General features: G+C 49.2%; 16 protein-coding genes. 6 read left to right on the top strand and 10 right to left on the bottom strand.

Annotated elements, in window-relative coordinates:
• Nucleotides 1-2 precede the first annotated feature (2 nt).
• The 3 genes from FC652_RS05830 to FC652_RS05820 all read right to left on the bottom strand — a co-directional run bounded on the left by FC652_RS05830 (nt 3) and on the right by FC652_RS05820 (nt 5,659).
• A complete protein-coding gene (locus FC652_RS05830; RefSeq protein WP_176297863.1) occupies nt 3-1,010 on the bottom strand; it encodes an ABC transporter permease in 1,008 nt (335 codons plus the stop codon).
• Between the two features lie 940 nt (nt 1,011-1,950).
• Entirely contained in the window at nt 1,951-3,870 is a 1,920-nt protein-coding gene (locus FC652_RS05825) for an ABC transporter substrate-binding protein (protein ID WP_176297862.1), read from the bottom strand.
• 67 nt (nt 3,871-3,937) lie between these two features.
• Entirely contained in the window at nt 3,938-5,659 is a 1,722-nt protein-coding gene (locus tag FC652_RS05820; RefSeq protein WP_176297861.1) for a DUF2264 domain-containing protein, read from the bottom strand.
• A gap of 200 nt (nt 5,660-5,859) precedes the next feature.
• On the opposite strand from FC652_RS05820, the gene FC652_RS05815 reads away from it, so the two are divergent.
• A complete protein-coding gene (locus FC652_RS05815; RefSeq protein WP_176297860.1) occupies nt 5,860-7,320 on the top strand; it encodes a sulfatase-like hydrolase/transferase in 1,461 nt (486 codons plus the stop codon).
• Between the two features lie 22 nt (nt 7,321-7,342).
• Here the strand turns inward: FC652_RS05815 and FC652_RS05810 are convergent, their stop codons facing one another.
• Complete coding sequence (locus tag FC652_RS05810) at nt 7,343-8,554, bottom strand: anaerobic sulfatase maturase (protein ID WP_072610372.1); 1,212 nt, start codon at nt 8,552-8,554, stop codon at nt 7,343-7,345.
• Between the two features lie 161 nt (nt 8,555-8,715).
• On the opposite strand from FC652_RS05810, the gene FC652_RS05805 reads away from it, so the two are divergent.
• The 3 genes from FC652_RS05805 (at nt 8,716) to FC652_RS05795 (ending at nt 12,542) form a co-directional block, all read left to right on the top strand.
• A complete protein-coding gene (locus FC652_RS05805; protein ID WP_176297859.1) occupies nt 8,716-10,209 on the top strand; it encodes a sulfatase in 1,494 nt (497 codons plus the stop codon).
• Entirely contained in the window at nt 10,206-11,672 is a 1,467-nt protein-coding gene (locus FC652_RS05800) for an arylsulfatase (RefSeq protein WP_176297858.1), read from the top strand. Before FC652_RS05805 ends, FC652_RS05800 begins: the two co-directional genes overlap by 4 nt.
• 165 nt (nt 11,673-11,837) lie before the next feature.
• Nucleotides 11,838-12,542: a DUF445 family protein gene (locus FC652_RS05795; protein ID WP_040111173.1), complete on the top strand. Its 705-nt coding sequence runs from the start codon at nt 11,838-11,840 to the stop codon at nt 12,540-12,542.
• Nucleotides 12,543-12,651: 109 nt separating this feature from the next.
• Here the strand turns inward: FC652_RS05795 and FC652_RS05790 are convergent, their stop codons facing one another.
• Complete coding sequence (locus tag FC652_RS05790) at nt 12,652-13,146, bottom strand: Lrp/AsnC family transcriptional regulator (RefSeq protein ID WP_176297857.1); 495 nt, start codon at nt 13,144-13,146, stop codon at nt 12,652-12,654.
• Nucleotides 13,147-13,511: 365 nt separating this feature from the next.
• Between FC652_RS05790 and FC652_RS05785 the strand changes: the two genes are divergently transcribed.
• Complete coding sequence (locus FC652_RS05785) at nt 13,512-13,676, top strand: hypothetical protein (RefSeq protein ID WP_176297856.1); 165 nt, start codon at nt 13,512-13,514, stop codon at nt 13,674-13,676.
• 9 nt (nt 13,677-13,685) lie between these two features.
• On the opposite strand, the gene FC652_RS05780 is transcribed toward FC652_RS05785, so the two are convergent.
• The 5 genes from FC652_RS05780 to FC652_RS05760 all read right to left on the bottom strand — a co-directional run bounded on the left by FC652_RS05780 (nt 13,686) and on the right by FC652_RS05760 (nt 20,677).
• Nucleotides 13,686-13,934 carry a hypothetical protein gene (locus FC652_RS05780; RefSeq protein ID WP_176297855.1) on the bottom strand — a complete coding sequence of 83 codons (249 nt, stop codon included), beginning with the start codon at nt 13,932-13,934 and terminating at the stop codon, nt 13,686-13,688.
• A 327-nt stretch (nt 13,935-14,261) separates the two neighbouring features.
• The gene (putP, locus tag FC652_RS05775; RefSeq protein ID WP_176297854.1) at nt 14,262-15,755 is read right to left on the bottom strand and encodes a sodium/proline symporter PutP; all 1,494 of its coding nucleotides are present in this window, start codon (nt 15,753-15,755) and stop codon (nt 14,262-14,264) included.
• Between the two features lie 69 nt (nt 15,756-15,824).
• The gene (locus FC652_RS05770; protein ID WP_176297853.1) at nt 15,825-16,532 is read right to left on the bottom strand and encodes a 1-pyrroline-5-carboxylate dehydrogenase; all 708 of its coding nucleotides are present in this window, start codon (nt 16,530-16,532) and stop codon (nt 15,825-15,827) included.
• Between the two features lie 11 nt (nt 16,533-16,543).
• A complete protein-coding gene (gene putA, locus FC652_RS05765; protein WP_176297852.1) occupies nt 16,544-19,675 on the bottom strand; it encodes a bifunctional proline dehydrogenase/L-glutamate gamma-semialdehyde dehydrogenase PutA in 3,132 nt (1,043 codons plus the stop codon).
• Nucleotides 19,676-19,858: 183 nt separating this feature from the next.
• The gene (locus FC652_RS05760) at nt 19,859-20,677 is read right to left on the bottom strand and encodes an AraC family transcriptional regulator (RefSeq protein WP_176297922.1); all 819 of its coding nucleotides are present in this window, start codon (nt 20,675-20,677) and stop codon (nt 19,859-19,861) included.
• 540 nt (nt 20,678-21,217) lie between these two features.
• On the opposite strand from FC652_RS05760, the gene FC652_RS05755 reads away from it, so the two are divergent.
• Entirely contained in the window at nt 21,218-21,958 is a 741-nt protein-coding gene (locus FC652_RS05755; RefSeq protein WP_176297851.1) for a helix-turn-helix transcriptional regulator, read from the top strand.
• Nucleotides 21,959-22,003 lie beyond the last annotated feature (45 nt).

Genomic DNA, 22,003 nt, shown 5'->3' with positions numbered 1-22,003 from the left:
GACTAAAACTCCTTCGCTACACCAACACGCACACGGGGATCAACCCAGTAGAGCAATAGGTCTGAAATCAAGGTACCAATAATGGTGAGAATGGACATGATGAGCAGGACATCCCCCGCGACATACATATCTTGAGCCCGCAATGCGGAAAGCATCAGTGGACCTAAAGTGGGAATGTTCATGACTTGGCTGACGATGATGTCCGCACCTAGCAGGGCTGGCAGCATCCAACCAATGGTGGAAACAATCGGCAAAATGGCGATGCGCACTGGGTACTTCATGATCAATTTGGCTTCGGTTTGCCCTTTCGCTCGCGCGGTTTTCACATAAGGCTTTTTCAGCTCATCGAGCAAGTTGGCGCGCATGATACGGATGATGCCTGCAAGGCCCGCCGTGCCCACTACCAAGATATAAATCCAGCTGCGAGATGCCGCATCGAGGAATTTGGCCCACGACATCGGCTGATCTAGAAACTCTTCGGAGTAGAGTCCTGAAACCACCGTATCAAAGCTGTAGTAACCGATCAGCAGCGCCAGAATCGCAATCACAAAGTTGGGCGTCGCCATGCCGATAAAACCAAAAATCGTCGCCACATAGTCACCCCAAGAGTATTGGCGTAGCGCGGAATACATACCGATAGGAATGGCAATCAAGAACTGGAAGAGGAACACCGCTGCGGCAAGAGCGACCGTTGGCCAAATGCGTGGTTCAATGGTTTCCCACACAGGTTGATTGTTGGTGAGAGAGATGCCTAAATCCCCCGTCAGTAAGCCGCCAACCCAGTCGAAATAACGTTCAAGCAGTGGTTTATCCAAACCATACATTTCACGCAGGGTATAAATCATTTGTGGGTCGACGGTTTGGCCCATTGACTGTAACTCCGCGATTTTGGACGAAGCAAAATCCCCCGGCGGCAAATCGATCACCGCAAAAATAACGATAGATACGGCAAATAATGTCACCAGTATCGACATCAAACGCTTACCTATAAACAGAAAAAAACTGCTCATTGTTGTTCCTTAATCCCAATCCTATTCGGAATATTTACAATGGTTGATGAAGGTCGAAACCTTCATTGTTAAGTGAAGAAAATTGGTTACCAAAACTGCTTAAGTGCAACCAATTTAATAACTCAACCCTATATTCATTTTTATTAGAACGCATCGTTAGTTATTTTTAAAACGCTTTTTCAGTTTTATGATAACAAGATCATCACCAAAGCGTTGAAGCGTGATCGAAGCCAAATTATTCGCATTGCAAATTTACTTTTAATTAACCATTCACCTTACAGATAATTAAAGTTGCCACGCCATTTGCCCGCAAATTGCTTAGCGTATCGCTGGAAAAAACTGAAGAAGACCGCCACCAATGGGTGAAAAAAATCAAATGGGGGTAAACGATGCAGTAACGTGTTAGTCAAATGACTCTAATTCGTCACAAATCGAACATACGCTCAGACCTTTTCGAAAAAGGCCTTAGTGCCAAAGTCGATGAAAAGAGCGAGCCTCGGCAACGCTCTCCAGCAGGAGGAAGTGAGTCAATCGAGCGTGGATCAATTTGACCAGTAAAGAGGCCTAGAAGGCGTTGCGCGGCCCTGAAGGTGTCGTAAATATCTGCTTGTTTTATCGTCCTATTTCGCATCGTGATGTGCGCAATCATTCGACAAATATTCAGCTCCATCTCGGCCCAGTGACGAAATGACTTAAAAACGATCACAACGAAGGGAAATAACGAATCCGATGACGAGTTCGCCCTCACCAAGTTACCTAGAAGCCGTTGTTACTCTTGGCTAGAAACAATTAAAATTCAGGTGGTTAAATAAAATTAACGCGAACTATCTTGCAAGTTTAGCCTTATATTTCCCATTGATGCCTTATTTAGAGAAATAAAATAAGGCCCAGCATTGAGCGCTGGGCCTGACAATATTGCGTTATAGAAACTCGCCGTGGATTACTGCTGTTTCCAAAGCTGACTCATGCGCATTGGCCCAGGGGTTGGGAAAGTCCAAGACTGAGGCATGTTTTCTGGCACGTTCTGCAGCTTGTTGTTCACCACCACGCCTACCGGCAGCGCTTCTACTGTACCAATCACGTAGAAGTGCTCTTTCGCGATGTCGAGGATCTCGTCCATATACTTAAACTGCGCTTCTTGCGAAGAAGTATTTTGAATCTTGTTCCACAGCTCCAACTGCTTCTTCACATGCGCAGGTGGCTCTACAGCAAATTCATTGCCCGGCTCTGAAGCCCACAAGTAGTAGCCTAAACCCCAGGTCGATTCTGGGCTAAACGGCATGTAGTGACGCGCTTCATCAATGATGCCCACACCACCATCACCGACAATTGGGATCATGTCGAAGTCGTTGGTTAAACGAATGTTGGTGACATGGTTGATTTCCAGAACGCGAATGTCCAAGAACACACCTACCGCTTTCCACTGCTTCTTCACCAGTTCCAGTGAATCGGCCAACACGCCTTTATCGTTGGTCTTCGATACCGCTTCAACGCGCAGACGTTCACCATTTTTCATTAAACGGTAGCCTTCTTTGTCGCGTTGCGTCAGGCCCAGCGAGTCCAACAACTTATTGGCTTTTGCGAGATCAAACTCCGTGTACTGCGTGGCCATCTCTTCATCGAAAAATGGCGAGATTTCAATCGGTGCCGCTTGATGTGGCCCAACCGCACCCGAGAAGACGGTTTCACTGATCTCTTCACGATCAATCGCATGAGAAAGCGCAACACGGAAATCTTTGCTTTGGAACAGTTCACGTTTCACCGGATCTTTGACCGTTTGGTTTAGCGCAATCGCCAGTTCCGTGCTTCGTGTGTTTGGGCGGAACTCATAGGTGTAACCACTCTTCTTCTCGTTGTCGATCAGCATTGGGCGGTAACTTGGCTGACCAATGTGACGATGTTGGAAGTCCGCTTCACCGGCAGCGGCACGCAGCACCATCTCTTCTTGGTCTTCACTGTAACGCCAGCGAACGCTGTCTAGGTAAGGCAATTGGTTACCTTCGGTATCGACTTGCCAGTAATACGGGTTACGCTCAAACTCGGCAAAACTCGCGTTTGGACCCGGTGCCACTTTCACTTTCCATGCTGTCAAGACAGGGCGATCAACGTTGTTGTAATGCTCGATGAAGTAGTGGGCATTACATTTGGTCGACGCGTACTGACGCCAAGAATCAAAGCCTTCGGCTTTGGCCATTTCTGCCGCTTTCGGATTGAACTTTGGAATGAACTGTTCACAGTAGTGCTTTGGATAGGCGGTAAAGCTTTCGCTATCCACGGTCGCCAAGCTGCGAATAAACAAACCATTTGGTTTGGCCAAGGTGATTTTCACGGTGTGCTTGTCTAGCACTTCCGCTTTCGCGGCATCATGAGTCGGTAGAGCCAGTGGACGGTTACCTGCGTGCTCTGGGTCACCCACAATGTCATTGATGTAAAACGCAATGTCCTCTGCGGTAAATGGCGTGCCGTCAGACCATTTCACCCCTTTGCGCAAAGTAATGGTGTATTCGGTATTTGCCTCATTGGAAGTAAATCCAGTGGCTAGGTTTGGCACCACTTTTGAATAGTAAACATCGAAATTAAATAGGTTGTCGTAAGCGATGGTGCGCGCGCGGTGACCGTTGTCGACCACTTTACCGACCAAGTTCAGCGTGCCGCCGTATTGCCCCACCGATTCAAACGGTTCAACCACTAGCGGATTTTCCGGTAAACGTTCGATCACTGGCGGTAATTTTCCAGCCGCAACGAGCTCTTTTAACTGTGGGGCTTCATTGTAGGTATCAGCCCAAGTTGAGAAAGAAATAGACGCAGCCACAGCGATTGCGACTTTGCCAAGTAGAGGTAAGCTATTCTTATAGTTCATCAGTCACTCCCTGATGTGATTTACAAATTATGGGTAAAATTTTTCTGCTTCGCATAAACCTTCCAGCTTAGCGAGGCCATTTGCCTGCATTCACCGCAATCACATACTGGTGCGTACCGGGTTCGATACGCCCTGTGATGGCAGGAACGCTGGCGTGGGGATAAAGCAAATTGGTGTTCGGCGCACATGGGTAAACGCGCGTTTGTCCTTCACCTTGTAATAAAATCAGTTCACTGAACAATCGCTCTGAGCTCACCTTCGCCGGTTGAATCACCTGATGGCTAAACCACGCCGACCAGCAATCCACCGCGTGCCCCGTCATGACAAAATTCAGTTCAATGTCGGTGGTGATCTCGTGGCTACGCAACTCACCTTGATCCGAAAACCGTTGACGTGTTTTCACCACGCAACCTTCAAATGGTTGCCACAGCGAGACCAAGGCATCGCCATCTCGATAACTGTCAGTGTTGCGGTTACGGCTAAACCATTGCCCCGTCTGCGGATGGGCAAATGCGACGATGTTGTCACCCGCCCAACCTTGATCGAGCCAACGGGTTGATTCGACACACAAGCCATGCAACGAGCTATAAGCGAACTTGCTGTATTTGTCTTCACAGTGGCGCAGCTCATTGGCTGGAGCTGCGTTGGTCAGCAGATAACAGCCTTGGCGTCGCACCATTTGATGGTGTTCACCAATCCAAGTCGCTGGCAGCTCACTAGCCAAAGGCTGTTCAGTTGCACGCCAAAACGGGTGCTCTTCCGCAAGATTGAGGGCATTAAAGGCTTTGAGCGCCAGCATCGGTGATGCATAACTGGTGTAAAACTCACTGCTTAAGAGATTCGGGTAAGCAAAACCGGGCAACAATTGCGCTTGTTGATCGCAAATCGGTTGCTTTGCCCACCAGCGCATGGTTTGCATCCAGTAGTTTTTGGCGGTCACAATATCCATGTCAGGGTGATCGTGTCGGGCAAGCTCTGCCCAAAACGCGGCGCCTGCAAAACGGTAGTTGAGCGAGCGGCCATAGCATAGCGGCTGTCCGTCATCACCAAACCAATACTGGTAGCCATGGGAAAACGCCACCGCACGCGCCAACAAACGTTGGCACAAATCACCTTCGCCTTGCTGCCAACGCACATACACCAATGCATAAAGTTGAAAAGCAAACGGATTGTAATAATCGAGCGCACCGCCTTCGCCATCTTGATACCAACCATCATCGAGATAGAGCGCATCGACAAAGGCGAGATCATCGGCCAGCACTTGCTCGTTAATCTGCTCGCCCAATTGCTGCAAGGCACTGAGGATAAGAATACGAAACCAACGCCAGTTGTTCGGAGGGAGTTGTAAATCCGTCACCGCACGCAGCCAATTCACCAAGTGCTGCTTTTCTTGTGAAGAAAGAGGCAGCCAATAGCATTCCTTTGCATCCACCAGCGCAACGGCAATGGAGGCCATTTCCACCACACGTTGATCGTAGTTTTTCGGCTGCTGCCAATAGTGTTCTGAATCTGGATCGCAACCCGCCACCACCATCTGACGTAAGGTGTGATGCGCTTGGTTGAGCTCATGCGTTGCAGGAGCCGCGCCCCATAGTAACCGACAAAGGTGCTCTAGCTTCGCCACTTCGGTCGGGTAATGCGCGGCACTGTTGTGCGTAGGAAGATCACCACTCTGCTCGGTTAATACCGGAAGTTGACGCTGCACAATTTCATTCAACAGTTGCAGCGTTTCTGCTCGACAGCTAAATCTCACATCCTGCTTCACCAATTGATTGAGGCTGATGGCCACGGGCTACTCACTTATCAATAATTTCATCAATGTGGCAATTAGAACTCATCACCACTAATTATTGAAACGCTTTTTTATATTTATGATATGAAGATCAAAACTCTGTTTCATTTTTTATATTCAATGCATACATAGTTCACAAAAATCGATAAGATTCGACAATATAATTGAACCATCATTTCATTTAATGGAAGTTATGTATGAATTTTGCTCTATTGCTTATGGACCAGACCCGAGCGGATATGCTTGGCTGTTATGGTCATCCTGTGGTCAAAACCCCCAATATGGATAGCATTGCCGCGGCGGGGGCGCGCTTTGAACAAGCGTTTTGCGCCTCTTCTGTCTGCACGCCGTCAAGAACCTCTTTATTCACAGGCAAGATGCCTTCTCACCACGGCGTGATGTGTAACTCGGATAAAGAGGGCGACAAATGTGACGTGCCGCTTGAGGACGCTAACCTGATCAGCGAGTTGCCCAACCACCAGCACATTTACATAGGTAAATGGCACATCGGCCATCAAAAACTGCCGCAAGAATACGGTTTCGTTGGTCACAATTTTGATGGCTATGCCTACCCTGGTAGCGGTGTTTACCAAAATCTGGCCTTTGATAGCGTGCCACTCAACGGCAACCGTTACCAAGAATGGCTACAAGAGAAAGGGTTTGCCCTTCCCAAAGTCAGCGACTGCACCTTCGGCAACAACCCCAATCTGAAAATCCAAGAGTTCTATGGTTTGCTCCACGCCCCCGTTGAAGCGTCGATTCCGTATTTTTTGGTGGATGAAGCCATCAGCCACATTGAGAAGTGTCTGCAGCAAAATCAGTCCTTCACCTTATGGATGAATTTCTGGGGCCCGCACACGCCTTGCATCATCCCAGAGCCCTACTTTTCAATGTACCAACCTGAGCAAGTGATATTTGATGAAAGCTTCTACCATCCTTTGATTGGCAAACCGGAGCACTACCAAAACATTGCCAAAATGTGGGGAGTATGGAGCCTAGACGAAGAAATCTGGCGACACATTGTCTGCAAATATTGGGGGTACATTACGCTGATTGACGACGCCATTGGCCAATTGCTCGACTTCCTTAAACAACACGATCTCTACGATGGGCTGTTTTTGTCCATCTCCGCCGATCATGGTGACGCGATGGGTGCACATCGGATGATCGAAAAAGGCGAGTTTATGTTTGATCAAACCTATCGCGTGCCGCTGATCATCAAAGACCCCAATGCAAGCCAGATGGGCGCTCACTATGATGATTTGGTTTACCTGCACGATCTCACCGCCACTTATGCCGACATCGCCAGCGCTAAGGTGCCGGAGAGTTTCGATGGCCAATCACTGCTGCCGATCTTACGCCAGCAAGCAGGGCAAAGCGTGCCCGCTCGTGAGGGCATTCTTGCTCAGCAAAATGGCCACTTCACTCCCTACCCACAGCGCATGTGGCGCACCAAAGAGTACAAACTGGTGTTTAATGCCAGCGGCCGCAGTGAGTTGTATCATCTGCGCCACGATCCGCAGGAGATGCACAATCTGATTGATGATCCAAACTATGGCGAAATCAAACAATCGATGATTGAGGCCATGTATGCGGAAATGCAACGCTACCACGATCCGTTGTGCACGTGGTTTTATCGCATGAAGGCGGTGATTTAGTCACCGCTAAGCCAGAGTGGCATCATTGTTCACTCTGGCGCAAAAACTGACGGTAAGCGGAAGCGGGCAATTGACGACGCAGGCACTCTCCCATTGCGCGAAGGTAAGGCTGGATATGCGAAAAAAAGGCAAAATACCCGGCACAGAGGTAGTGTTTCGCCGTTAACGACAGCTCGCCATTGTCATCGATGCGTTGAGCTGGGCAAGCCCCATGACACAAATGACGCTGGCTGCACCCTTGGCAATGCAGTTGGCTTCCCATGGGTTTGCGCAGAGAAAACTGCTGCTGAATGGGGGTTTCAATCAAGTCGGGATAGTCTCGCTCACGCACATTGCCCAGCTTAAATTCAGGGTAGACGAAGTGATCGCAACTATACGCATCGCCGTTGTGTTCAATCACCAGGTTGTCGCCACATTGCGGTGCATGCACACAAATGGATGAAGGCATACCCAGTTGCATGCCCAAAGCGTTGTCAAAATGACTGACAAACACTTCCCCCATGTCGTGCTGACGCCAAGTTTCAAACACATCAATCATGAATTGACCAAATTGCTCGGGGGAAACGCTGCGTGAGGAGACCCCCTCACCTTTGACCGGCTCGACAATAGGAATGAACTGAATAAAACGTGCGCCCAATGCTTTTAAGTGCTGGTAGACCCTTTTGCCATCCGCACCATTGTGGTTTTGCACCACCGTCAGCACATTGAATTCGACTTGATGCTTTTGCAACACCCGCAAGCCGCGCACCACCTGATCATAAGAGCCTTTGCCACTGCGTGTTTTGCGATAGTGGTCATGCAGCTCTTTATCCCCATCAAGGCTAATGCCCACCAAAAAGTGGTGGCGACGAAGAAACTCTCCCCACTGATCATCCAGCAGTATCCCATTGGTTTGTAAGGTATTGACGATCTGCATGCCTGCCCGCGCGTGTTTGCGCTGCAACGCCACCGCGCGTTGATAGAATTCGACGCCTCTGAGCGTCGGCTCACCGCCTTGCCAACCAAAAGTCACTTCAACACACCCCGCAGGCTGACTTTCAATGTAACTTTTGATGTGCGCTTCCAAAGCGTCATCACTCATGTCAAAGCGCTTGGTTTGCGGGTAATACTCGGTTTTGTCTAGGTAAAAGCAGTAATCGCAATCGAGATTGCAAACCGGACCAATCGGTTTGGCAAGAACATGGAACGGGCGTTTTGCTCGTGGCTTGGTAACGGGGATGTGTGCTGGTTGCATTCGCCTATCTCAACAAGTAAGTAACTTTGTTAATTTTACTTATTTTTTTTAAAACATCTTTTTATTTTATTATCACTGTGATCGATGACAGGTTTTTGAAACATCATTTCAATATAATAAATGCCCATATAGAAAGTGCATAATATGGCCCCTAAACCACCATGAAAAAACCGAACTTACTCTATGTTTTTCCTGATCAGTTTCGGCTGATGTCCCTTGGCATATGGCAAGACCCACACTATCAATCGCTGCTGCCAGGCAAGGGCGACCCCGTGTTGACACCCAACCTAGACCACTTTGCCGAGCAAGCCACCTTGCTCAGCAATGCCGTCAGTAACTGCCCAGTTTGCAGCCCTCATCGCGGCAGTTTATTCACCGGCCAGTTTCCGTCAAAAAGCGGAGTGCCGCTCAACTGCCATTCCGATCGTGTTGCCTCCCAACTACCGGAAAAGGCACGCTGCTTTACCGATGTGCTCAGCGATGCCGGATACTATCTAGGCTACATTGGAAAGTGGCACCTTGATTGGCCAACGGAAAACGACCCTGCCAATCCTGGGCAGTATGTCGATAGCAAACGCCCCGCGTGGGACTCCTACACCGAGCCAAACCGTCGCCACGGCATTGATGAGTGGTATGGCTATGGCACGTTCGATCAACATTGCAATCCGCACTACTACGACACCAATGGGCAGCGCCATGAACCGCGCAAGTGGTCGGCAGAACATGAAACCGACAAAGCGATTGAGTTTCTCACGCGTCATCAACAGCAACGCCCAGATCAGCCCTTTGCTTTGTTTGTGTCGATGAACCCGCCACACAGCCCATACTCGAGTTTGCATGATTGCCGTGAAGCGGATTGGCAGCGTTACTGCGATCAGCCTTTAACGTCGTTGCTCACGCGAGACAACGCCGACCATCACATGGAAAAAGCGCAAAGTGCCCCGTTCTATTTCGCCAACGTGACGGGCGTCGACCAAGAGTTTGGTCGCTTGGTCGACACATTACAAACGCTGGGCGAATGGGAGAACACCATTGTGGTCTTTACCAGTGATCACGGTGAAACCTTGTGTAGTCATGGCGTGACCGATGCCAAAAACAGCATTTATAACGAATCCCTCTGTGTCCCCTTTTTACTGAAAGACGCAATGCAAAACCAAGCGCAGCAACACCCTGCGTTTTTGAGCAGCGCAGACATCATGCCCACCGTATTGGGATTGATGGGTCTAAGCGATTTGTGCCCCGATGACATTCACGGTCGCAACCTAGCAGAGGTGTTTCGCTCCCCCTCTATCGCGGTAGGCCCAACTTGCGCCCTCTATTTAAAAAACATCGATAGCCCACCCTGCGCGGATGGCAAGATCCGCGATTACTTTGCCGTCTCGCGAGGGATAAAAACCGAGCGTTACTCGTTGGCGCTGCACATTGACGCCTTTGGTCAACTCAGCGAGAGCCAATTTTTCGACAATCAAACAGACCCCTATCAAACCAACAACCGCCACTTTGACCCGAATGATCCTGTCGTGCGTCGCTTACTGCACGCCCTGGCTCAAGAACTGGTTCGAGTGGATGATCCGTGGGCAGAGGAGCAAGTGCTTGCTCACCTTCTTCCCTATGATTTGTTTACTCAGGTTGGCATCAATAAGGAATTTTCATGACAGACCACACGCCCCCAAACGTTATCATTCTCTACGCCGATGACCTTGGCTTTGGCGACTTGAGTTGCTACGGCGCCAACGACATCCCAACCCCCAACCTCGATAAGTTGGCCCAAGAAGGGCTGATGTTTCATCAAGGCTACGCCACTGCTGCGACTTGTACTCCTTCTCGTTATAGCTTGCTCACGGGCTCTTACCCATGGCGCAATCCGAAGGCAGCCGTGCTGCCCGGTGATGCACCGCAGATCATCACCATTTCTGATGCCACTATGCCTAAGATGTTCCAAAAAGCTGGCTATCGCACGGGGATCGTCGGCAAATGGCACTTAGGACTCGGCAATGGCGATCTCGATTTCAATCAAGAAATTCAAGGCACGCCAAATGATGTCGGTTTTGATGATTCATTCATCATGGCCGCCACCAATGACCGCGTACCTTGCGTTTACATCCACAATCGTCAGGTGGAAAACTTAGACCCTACCGATCCGATTGAAGTGACATACGATTGGGAGCACGCCTTTGCCGATGTCCCCAATGGCCGCCATAACCCTGAACTGTTGGATGTGATGTACGATCACGGCCACGATGGCACCATCATCAATGGGGTCAGCCGTATCGGTCATATGCGTGGTGGGCAGTCCGCCATTTGGAACGATGAAACCATGGGGGAAGAGTTCGCGCAAAAAGCCATGGCGTTTATCGAACAACACCAACATCAGCCCTTTTTCCTTTACTACGCACTGCATCAGCCGCATGTGCCTCGCATACCTAACCCACGCTTTCGTGGCGTTACCCCTCACGGTGTGCGTGGCGATGTGATTGTCGAAATGGATTGGTGCATTGGCCAAGTGCTCGACAAACTAGAGCAGCTCGGACTCAAAGAGAACACGTTGGTGATTTTCTCCAGTGACAACGGACCCGTGCTCAACGACGGTTACAAAGACCAAGCGGTAGAACTCAATGGCGAGCACCGCATGGCAGGGCCGTTGCGTGGTGGCAAATACAGCCTGTTTGAAGGCGGGACTCGGGTGCCGTTTATCGTGCGTTGGCCCAATGGCATTGTCGATGGAGAAACGGACGCCCTGTTCAACCAAGTGGACCTCTACCACTGCTTTGCGCAGCTTACCGGCATTGAGTTGCAAGAGCAGGAAGCACCCGATAGCCAACCGCTACTCGAGACCTTACTGGGCAAAGAACACCAAGGACGCCGCGAAATGGTGCTGGAAGGCATGCAATATAAGAAAGTCTTCCGAGACCAACGTTATGCCTATATCCCGCCACATGATGACGACTTCATCTGCCAGTACACTGGCAATGAAAAAGGCAACCTCTCTCGCCCTCAGTTGTACGATTTGCACGATGATTTGGGGCAGTTAAATAACCTTGCCGAACTCTATCCAGAGAAAGTCACCGAGTTCGCCGCGGCGCTGGAGCGTCATATCACGGCTCCGTGTACACGTTAAATAACCGCACTAAACCAAAGAGCCCGATGCAAACATCGGGCTCTTTCTCTATCACGTTTTGAACTACTCGTTTTAGCACAACTGCCACTCCCTGTAGCCCCGAGCACCAATTAGGATTAGAATTCCGCCATCCGAATAACCAACGATAAAAACGAACACGATAAAATGAACAAAAGCTTATTGACCAACGTGATTGCCTTAGCGGCTTTGGCAGCAGGTTTCGCGCTGAAAAACGACTACCTTCTTTATGCTGGCTTGTTTGCCTTCTCTGGCGCCATTACCAACTGGCTAGCGATTCATATGCTGTTTGAAAAAGTGCCGGGGTTATACGGCTCGGGTGTGATTCCTGCGCGCTTTGAAGAGTTTAAAGCGGCGATCAAAAACCTAATGATGGAGCAATTTTTTACCCGCGAGAACATCGATAAGTTTCTCAGCAAAGAGATGGCCGGTGGCAAGAGCTTCAATCTTGAGCCCATCATTGCCAAAGTCGATTTCAACCCAACGTTCGACTCGCTGGTTGATGTGATCGCCCAATCGCAATTTGGTGGCATGTTGGCGATGTTTGGCGGCACAGAAGCCTTGATTCCCCTCAAGCAACCGTTTGTCGAGAAGATGCAGCAAGCCATGGTGGATCTCAGCCACAGCGACACCATCAAGCAGGCATTGAAAGAAGAACTGGAAGCGCCCGCGATGATGGAAGAGATCCAACAAAACATTGAAAACATCATTGATCAGCGTCTCAACGAACTGACGCCTAAGTTGGTGAAAGAGATGGTACAGAAGATGATCAAACAGCATTTAGGTTGGCTTGTGGTTTGGGGTGGCGTGTTTGGCGGCCTGATTGGTGTCATCACTTCCGTCGTTGCTTAGCCACTGACCGCTGCAGAAACAACAGAGGGAAGCCCAGTGCTTCCCTCTTCTATTTTGGCGCTGACTTGCCCCCTCGCTGGGGTATGTCCCGCACCGCTGATCTGTCGCGTTACTTTTGGTACAAGGTCGACAACAACTCTGGGTTCACACCAAAGCCCGTTTTGTGCTCCTCAATCACCACTTCGCTGCGCGTTTGAATCACCCCCGGCAGAGTCCCTAGCTTGCTCGACATAAACTCTTGATACGCCTTCATGCTTTTGACACGCACTTTGATCATGGTGTCAAAATCGCCCGACAATGAGTAACACTCCTCAATCTCCGGCATATCGGCGACAGCTTTGGCAAACTTTTCAAAGATGGAAAAGCTGGTTTGATCAAGACGAATATGAATAAACACCTGGACATCCAAGCCCAACTTTTCGGCATTGAGTTCAGCGTGATACCCCTTGATGTACCCTTCTTTCTCTAAACGTTTGACTCGCTCAGAACACGGTGAGGTGGTCAAGTTGACCTGCTTAGCCAGTTCCACCACAGGTAAACGGCCTTTTAAGTGCAAGATGCGTAAGATTTGCAGATCGATACGATCCAACGGGTAAGCTGACATCTTTCATCCCTTTCTTGTTTTTTGTCAGTGTACTGGTTAACCCAGTATGCCATCAATAGCTGAGAGTTTAATGAGATGTAGTCACTCATTCAGCAAACATATTTTTCCTTATTAAATAAGATTTTTTTCTTATTTTACTGGCACTTATTGAACTTCATGATGAATTTAATGAGCCAGAAAGAAAAGAGTCTTTGTTCCAAACGGAGATAATGCAGGGGAGCGATATGAATCATAATGCACTATACAGAATGATATTCCCATATCGTTTTTGCGCAGCGATATTTATAACAACTCAAGCTGCTGTCAATCTACTTTGCTCGTCAGTTTCTGCCGACAACTCACTTCGATTGAACACAGGAGAAAGCATGCAAACCGTCATGATTAAATACCAACCTTTCGCGATTGGCGAATGGACCACACTGCACGTATCCACCGACGTAGCAAAAGCATTAGAAAAAGAGTACCAAGCGTATGGCTGGCCTGTTGAAGTCAACGACGATGCCAGTGAGGTTGATAGCGAACTGGCGTAATCGGCCTGCCTAGCTGATTGGCTGAACCATTCTCGGAGAAAGGGATTTCACCGTTGCTGTATTATGCGTATTACAGTAGCGGCAGAAATGCTGTGGTTCCATTTGATAATAGTGGTCACCAGAAACAAACTTGGTCATCAGTTGGGTAAAACTTTGTAGCCGACTTGCAAACGTATCACTCTGCTCTACCTGACAACGACGCATAACGACTTTGTGTGCGGTTGTTTTTTTACACGCTGAGCAATAGATTTGTGGCATGACCCTTCCCCTGATGTACGATGCTGCTAATGACAATTGACACATTTTGACCAAATAAATTCCCCACACAAAAAGCGCCTTTTCATTTTTGTGCTTTAGATTCAAAAAATTGCTTCTACACATCAATAAATTGCGATCGCTATCGATCAACGCCCTGCGGATTGGAGGCTAGCATAAAGGACTTTTTTGCTTTTATGTTAGAGCAAGGAAAAAATTTTACTTGTTAGTAAAAAGACAAACCCCCATCAGCCTAAGCAGATGGGGGTTCACTATTTACAATGTAAATCGAAAGGAAGTATCAACCTTTGGCTTCAATCAACCATGAGATTAATCCAACTCAACCAACTTTTTCTCAAACTCTTGGTGCTGCTCTAGAACAGCCTTATCTGCACCACCGGTTAGCTTGCTGACCGCAATAATCGCGATGGTTGAGAAGATGATTCCCGGTACGATTTCGTACACGTCGAACCAACCGCCAGTCAGCTGTTTCCAAACCACGATAGTAATGCCACCAATCAGGATACCCGCCAGTGCGCCGTTGCGGTTCATCCCTTTCCAGTAAAGGCTTAGCACAACGGCAGGACCGAAGGCAGCACCAAAACCAGCCCATGCGTAAGAAACAAGGCCCAATACCGAGCTATCTGGTGTCATGGCAAGGACAAGAGCAATGATGGAAATCACCACCACACCAATACGGCCGACTGTGACAATTTCCTGAGAGCTTGCGTCTTGCTTGATCACTTGCTTGTAAAAATCTTCCGCTAATGCTGAAGACGAAACCAACAGTTGAGAGTCCGCAGTACTCATGACCGCAGCTAGAATCGCCGCTAGTAAGATACCGGCAATAACAGGGTGGAACACACTGTTCACTAGCAACATGAAGATTTTTTCACCATCACCAAGCTCAGTCCCTGGGTGACCGTTAACCCATACAAGGCCAACCAAACCAACCAGAATCGCACCCGCCATCGATAGCGCAGTCCAACTCACTGCAATGCGACGAGCCGTACCCAACTCACGGTTAGTACGAGAGGCTTTAAAACGCGCCAAAATATGTGGCTGACCAAAATAACCAAGACCCCAAGCAACCAGTGAAATAATCGCGATCGCACTGAGTGGCTCACCTTTGGCATCGTTCCATAGCGTCAGTAGCTCTGGGTTAATGTTGTGCATGTCGGTCGTCAGTTGGCCAAAGCCCCCTTCCATTACAGCAATAGGAACAATCATCAACGCCGCCGCCATCAACAGGCCTTGCACTAAATCTGTCCACGATACCGCGAGGAAACCACCAAACAAGGTGTACGAAACCACACACAGGGTACCGATGATCACCGCGGTGCTGTAATCAAGACCAAACACAGTTTCAAACAGTTTGCCCCCTGCAACCAAGCCTGAGCTGGTATAGAAAAGGAAGAACAACAGAATGAAGAAAGCAGAAATTGTCTGAATCAGTTTTGATTTGTCATCGAAACGACGTGACAAGAATTCAGGCAAAGTAAGCGCATCTGTTTGAATACTGTAAGTACGAAGACGCTTGGCACTGACTAGCCAGTTTGCCCAAGTACCCACCAACAAACCACCAGCAAGCCAGAACGACTCGATACCCGCGGCGTAAGCGTAACCAGGTAGGCCCAGCAACAACCAACCACTCATGTCCGATGCCCCAGCAGACAGCGCCGCTGGCCATGGACCTAAGCTACGACCACCCAAGAAATAGTCACTTGAGCTGGATGTCTTTTTGTAGGCATAAAGCCCAATAGCCACCATAAGAAGTAAATAGGCAATAAAAGTGCCCGTAATAGCGAAGCTACTCTCTATCATTAGATAGTCCTCATTAGAATAATAATCCTTCCTTGGCTCCCCCAAACGGCGTGGGGGAGCATGGAAAGGTTAGTGAGTATCGTTCCCCAACTCGAGTAGAGTTGCGTTACCACCCACTGCGGTAATATTTATGGTTCGCGTACGCTCGGTAATAAAGCGCAGCGAGAGATGCGGATCATGAGCAAGCAGAGCGCCTGTTTGATCCGTTGCAGAAACCAAACCAACGATAGCACCGTTACGTTTGGCCAATTGTAGATTGAGATCATGCTCAACCTGCGCATTACCCACGTAACCGACACTGCGTACATCACGGTCGATGAGCTGTAAAACCGCATCGTAGGCGACCATTTGTACTAGGTTGGAAGGGAAATGCGTCTGTTCAAGGGCGCTGCTGAGCAAGCCGTTGAACTCTGAGTTATCACTGCAAACGAGGACGCTGTTACCAGCGATCAGCGCGCAGGTCACTAAAGCAAAAGCGTTGTACAGAGCTTGCTCTGAATCGCTTTGCTCGTTTTCAACGATCACCAGCGCCACCCCACGGCCCGCGGTGTACAACTCGTTGGTTTCTCCGGTAGGCCCAACCAAAAGGTGGGCGTCAGCCAATAGCGAAGAGGCTTGTTGCAAGTGGTAAGACACCACCTTGGCAACCAGCGCATGCTTCCCATCCAGAGCGGCTTTAAATGCAAGCAAGTGCTCACATTTGTAATCAAAATTGGTTAGATTCCACTGTTCCCATGCTGAGAAAGCATCCGAAAAACTCGTCACTTGATGAACCATGATGTTGCTCCTTATGCGTTCTCAGTCTGGTTAAATTGCACTTGGGTAAAGCGGTACAAGTAGTGTGGACCACCTGCTTTTGGCCCGGTCCCCGATAAGCCCTGACCACCGAATGGCTGCACGCCAACCACCGCACCCACTTGGTCGCGGTTGATGTAGCAGTTCCCCACTCGTGCGTGTTTTTCGATCCAGCGGTAGGTGGTTTCGTTACGACTGTGAATACCCATGGTCAAACCAAAGCCCGTTTGGTTGATTTGTTCCACCACGCGAGTCAGTTCAGACGCTTTGAAACGCACAATGTGCAGGATCGGGCCAAACTGCTCTTCTTTAAGCACGTCGATGCCTGAGATTTCAAATGCCGTTGGTGCAACAAAATCACCATGCTGACAATCGTCCGCCAGTGTCAGTTGCGCAATCGGTTTCTGAGTTTGGTTCATCTGCTCGATATGCTGCAGCAGCTTTTCTTTCGCGCGCGCGTCAATCACTGGCCCCACATCGGTTTTGTGTAGATGCGGCACACCAACACTCAGTTCATTCATTGCTCCTTGGATCAAGCCAATCACTCGGTCGGCAATGTCTTGCTGAACAAACAGCACACGCAGTGCTGAACAGCGTTGACCTGCAGAAGCGAAGGCAGAGCGGATCACATCACGCACCACCTGCTCTGGCAGCGCAGTACTATCCACGATCATCGCATTTTGACCACCGGTTTCGGCGATAAACGGCACCGGTTTGGCTTCACGTTGTGCCAAGGTCACGTTGATGCGTTGCGCCGTGGCGGTGGAGCCAGTAAACGCCACACCCGCAATGGCAGGGTGAGAGGTGAGCGCCGAGCCAATATCCGCACCACGACCAGGGATCAGTTGAACAACGCCTGCCGGGAAACCCGCTTGTAGCATGAGTTCTACCGCACGTACCGCGATCAAACTGGTTTGTTCCGCTGGTTTCGCTACGACCGTGTTGCCCGCCACGAGCGCCGCGGTCACTTGACCAAGGAAAATCGCCAGTGGGAAGTTCCACGGGCTAATGCAGACGAACACCCCCAAACCTTCACGGCTGGCAATGCGTTTCACGCCATCAAAGCCTTCTAACTCAAAAGGTTGCAGATTTTGCGCTTGTTTGGCGTAGTAACGACAGAAATCGACCGCTTCACGCACTTCATCAATACTGTCATGCAGTGTCTTGCCCGCCTCTTGGTGACAAAGTGCCACCAGCTCAGCCAAGTTGGCTTCCATCAAGTCAGCGAGGTTGTCTAGGCAACGCGCTTTCTCCACCAACGGTGTGCGATTCCAATCGGCAAAAGCCGCTTGTGCGATGTCGATCGCTTGGGAAACATGGTCAAGGTTAGCAAACGCAATTTGCCCCACTTGGATACGACGATCATACGGCGCTGTGACACTTTCCGCTTGACCGTCCTTGATCATGCTTTCGGCCAGCGATGCGCCGTTGATGATCGGGCCAGCTAGCCACTGCTTGCTCAAGAAGGACTCGACCTGTGCTTCAAACGGCTTGGCTTCACTTTCGATATCCACGTTAACGCCATAGGAGTTTTTACGTTCAGGGAAAATCGCCGCTGGCAATGGGATCTTGGTATTGTTCAGGGTTTCAAATGAGGTCAGCGCTTCTACTGGGTGTTTGGTGAGCTCTGCCACTGGGCAGCGCGCATCGACCAAACGGTGTACAAACGAGCTGTTGGCACCGTTTTCCAGCAGACGACGCACTAGGTATGGCAGCAAATCTTTGTGGCTGCCCACTGGCGCGTAAATTCGTACTGGCTGACGATACTGCTCCATCACATGGTTATAGAGTGAATCACCCATGCCATGCAGACGTTGGAACTCGTAGTCGCTGTGAGTCGCCATGGTGGCGATCGAGGAAACGGTTTGCGCGTTATGGCTAGCAAATTGCGGGAAGATGTTGCCGCGCACGTCATCGCTTAATAGGAAGCGAGCACACGCTAAGTACGCCACATCGGTGGCTTCTTTGCGAGTGTAAACCGGGTAGTTATCGTAACCGCGCTGCTGAGACCACTTCACTTCGCTGTCCCAATACGCGCCTTTCACCAAACGCAGCGGGATCAAATCGCCTTGCTCTTTAGCAAGTGCATTGAGCCACACCAACACCGGCAGAGCACGTTTGGAATACGCTTGCACCACCAGACCAAACTTACCCCAACCTTTGACCGTTTCACTGCGGTAGAGTTTTTCAAACAGTTTGAGAGAGAGCTCTAGGCGGTCGGCTTCTTCCGCATCAATGGTAATCGCAACGTCTAGCTCGACAGCGCGTTTCAGCAGTTGTGCCAAGGTGTCAAACAGCTCGCTCATCACGCGGTGTTCATTAGCCACTTCATAACGAGGATGCAAGGCAGAGAGTTTGATCGATACCGACGGCGCGGGGCTGGTGTCATTACCATACGTTTCACGGCCCACCGCCTCAATCGCCATCAAATAATCTTTGAAGTATTTATTGGCATCCGCGGTGGTCAGCGCCGCTTCACCCAGCATGTCAAAAGAGTAAGTGAAGCCTTTATCACGCATCGGGCGGCCATTTTTCTGCGCCTCTTCGATGGTGCGACCACGAACGAACTGATGACCCATGATCTTCATTGCCTGATACATGGCTTTGCGGATCACTGGCTCAGAAAGCTTGTTCACTAAGCGATTAAGCGCTTGACTGGCGCTTTGCGTTTCATCATCACCCAAGCCCACCACTTTACCTGTCAGCATGAGGCCCCATGTCGAGGCGTTGACAAACACAGATTCAGAATTTTTAAGATGCGATTTCCAATCTGCCACGCTCATCTTATCTTTGATCAGAGCGTCAGCCGTGGCCGCATCCGGAATACGCATCAGCGCTTCTGCCAAACACATCAGCAAGATACCTTCGTGTGTGTCTAGGCTGTACTCCAACAACAGAGCATCGATCAGTTGGATCGACTTCTTGTCGGCACGAATCGCTTCAATTAGTTGAGTCGTTCGAGTCGCGATCGTTTGTTTTTCTTCCGCTGAAGGGGTAGCCAGTGGCAAGAGCTGCCCAAGCCATTGAGATTCATCCACCATATACAATGGGGAGATCAATGCCCATAGCTTGTCGAGCGGCTGCGCGACAAACTCCGGCTTCAACACATCTGTTGCTGTAAACATGCGTTTTCCTCAATCTCATCCCCGAAAACCGCTTCGGGGCTACACAATGGCAGGCAGTGTATTTTGAGGCCGAGAAGAATACTTGTCAAAAACTCCGAGCTTTTTGCTAAAAACTCGCTTTTTTAACAAAACAACTACATGATCACACGAATTTAAGCAAAATATTGTATCGCAAAAAGTAACTTATTTAACGCCAAATTGCTTTTTGTACTGAGAAGGAGAGATGCCCTGCAAACGAGCAAAGGAGTGGGTAAAGGTACTTTGGCCAGAAAAACCGGTCAGCTCGGCAATTTGCCCCAAGCTCAAGGTGCCTTTTTCAATCAGGTCTTTGGCCATGTCGATGCGCTTACCGAGCACATATTGGTGCGGTGTAATGCCCATTTGTTCTTTAAACAAGCTATGAAAATGACTTTCACCAAGAAAGACACTGCCAGCAAGCTGCGCCACGCTGATCTTATGGCTTAAGTGCTTTTCGATATAGCGATCAATCGCTTCGAGATCAAAACGCGACTCTTTTCTTGGCGTTTCAAATGCCGATATATGACGCTGAAGCAGCGCCATCACCGTATCGTTGCACGCGCGACTCAACAGCAGATCTTCCGGATTGGATTGCATCTCGTGTACCAACATCTGGATCAGCTTTTGAATTTGCGCATCCAATTGAAAATAAAGGTGAGATTTTTCAATTTGATTGATTTTTTGCAGCAGCAGCGGATCATCGTCACTCGGTATCGGCATGTTCAACACCAGAATATCCGATTGACCAATCACGCCGCCAAAAGCATGGTCTGAACACGCCGTAACGACGCACCCTTGCCCCGGTCCGACCAAGTTTCCTTGCCCTCGCACCTCAAACTCGGCTTGCCCCTTCAAACCAATCACGATTTGCGTGTAATGATGATCATGGCAATCCATATAAGAAGGCAAAGTGACCAACTCTGCCGGCTTGGGCAGCTTCAAACTAGCAATGATCTCGGGCTGAGGCTTATCGGTTTCGGTCATAGTGATGCGTTGTATACCAAGGACTAGAGAATGATACCTCACCTCAACTCGCATGCAAGTCAAACTGAGAAGCAGCATAAAGATCTTTTGCACATCGCCGTTGATCATTGTTCCGGAACGATGATCATGTAATGCCATCCTACGGCCTATGTACTACGAATGAAATCATGGGCAAACGGAGCAATATCCTTAATAAATAGAGGGTTTTCCCTCCTTTTACAGCACATGGATTTCTCATAGAGTGCTTATATGAGTCCGCAGCAAGTATACGTTGCCTACTCTAGGTGTCCTATGATGCCTCTAAATTGACGTAGCAGACCCTCGCTATGTGATTTAGAACCTCTTCTACACGTCGACAAGATGAATATCTTGTATTGCCAGCCCTCTTCAGGCTGGCCTTTTTTCTATCGCTCCGTTTTACCTACTATCAAAACAAATAAACTTGGTAGAAAAAACCAATTTCGAGTAATAATTTAGCCAAAAACAAAGAATTGCATACAAATTACATGCATATTTTCAGGTTACCACTGAGCGATATAGGTGAGTTACACGGTGTCTAATGATTTGAGCAATGTCGAGTTTTCCCTTTTTAACCAACTTCCGGGCTGTTGGGGCTGTAAAGATCGCCACTCAGTCTTTCGTTACGCTAACCAAGATTATGCTTGGCTGGTTGGACATCGTCGCCCTGAAGATTGTATTGGTCTCACCGATTTCGATATGCCGAGCCCAACGGTAGAATGCGCAGCCGAGTTTCAGCGACAAGATCAATATGTGATGGAAAGTGAACGAACGCTGAAAATTCTCGATATTCATCCTTACCCAGATGGCCGCTGGCGCGCACATATTTTTACCAAGTCTCCTTGGTACAACGACAGCGGTGAAGTGCAAGGGACGATTTTTTATGGTCAAGAGCTCACCGACACCGCGGTATTAGAGGTAGGCTACTGGATATGCCGCGCAACGGGGATCACCGATGGGAATCAGCCTTCCTTCCGTTTTGATGACGCCACTCTCTCGATGCAAGATCTCACCGCCCGCGAGCAAGAAACGCTGTTTCTGCTGCTTTATGGACGCAAACCGCAATACATCGCCAACATCATGGGGATTTCGATTAAAACCGTCGAAGGTCACGTGGCAAGGCTGCGCACCAAGTTCGCGGCAAACAGCAAAAATGAGTTGATTGATAAGGCGTTAGAAGCAGGATTTGGATCTTTGATCCCAGAAAGCTTACTGAAAACTCAGCTTTCTGTGGTGCTCAATGGCGATCATTTAAGTGAATGATCGCCATCAGAATGGCGCTAACCGTGCAAGCTTAACGTGCAAATA

The sequence above is a fragment of the Vibrio sp. 05-20-BW147 genome, from assembly GCF_013369385.1.
GTDB lineage: Bacteria > Pseudomonadota > Gammaproteobacteria > Enterobacterales > Vibrionaceae > Vibrio > Vibrio floridensis.
Note: the sequence above shows the minus strand (reverse complement) of the source record. Positions and strands in the feature narration are given on the sequence as shown.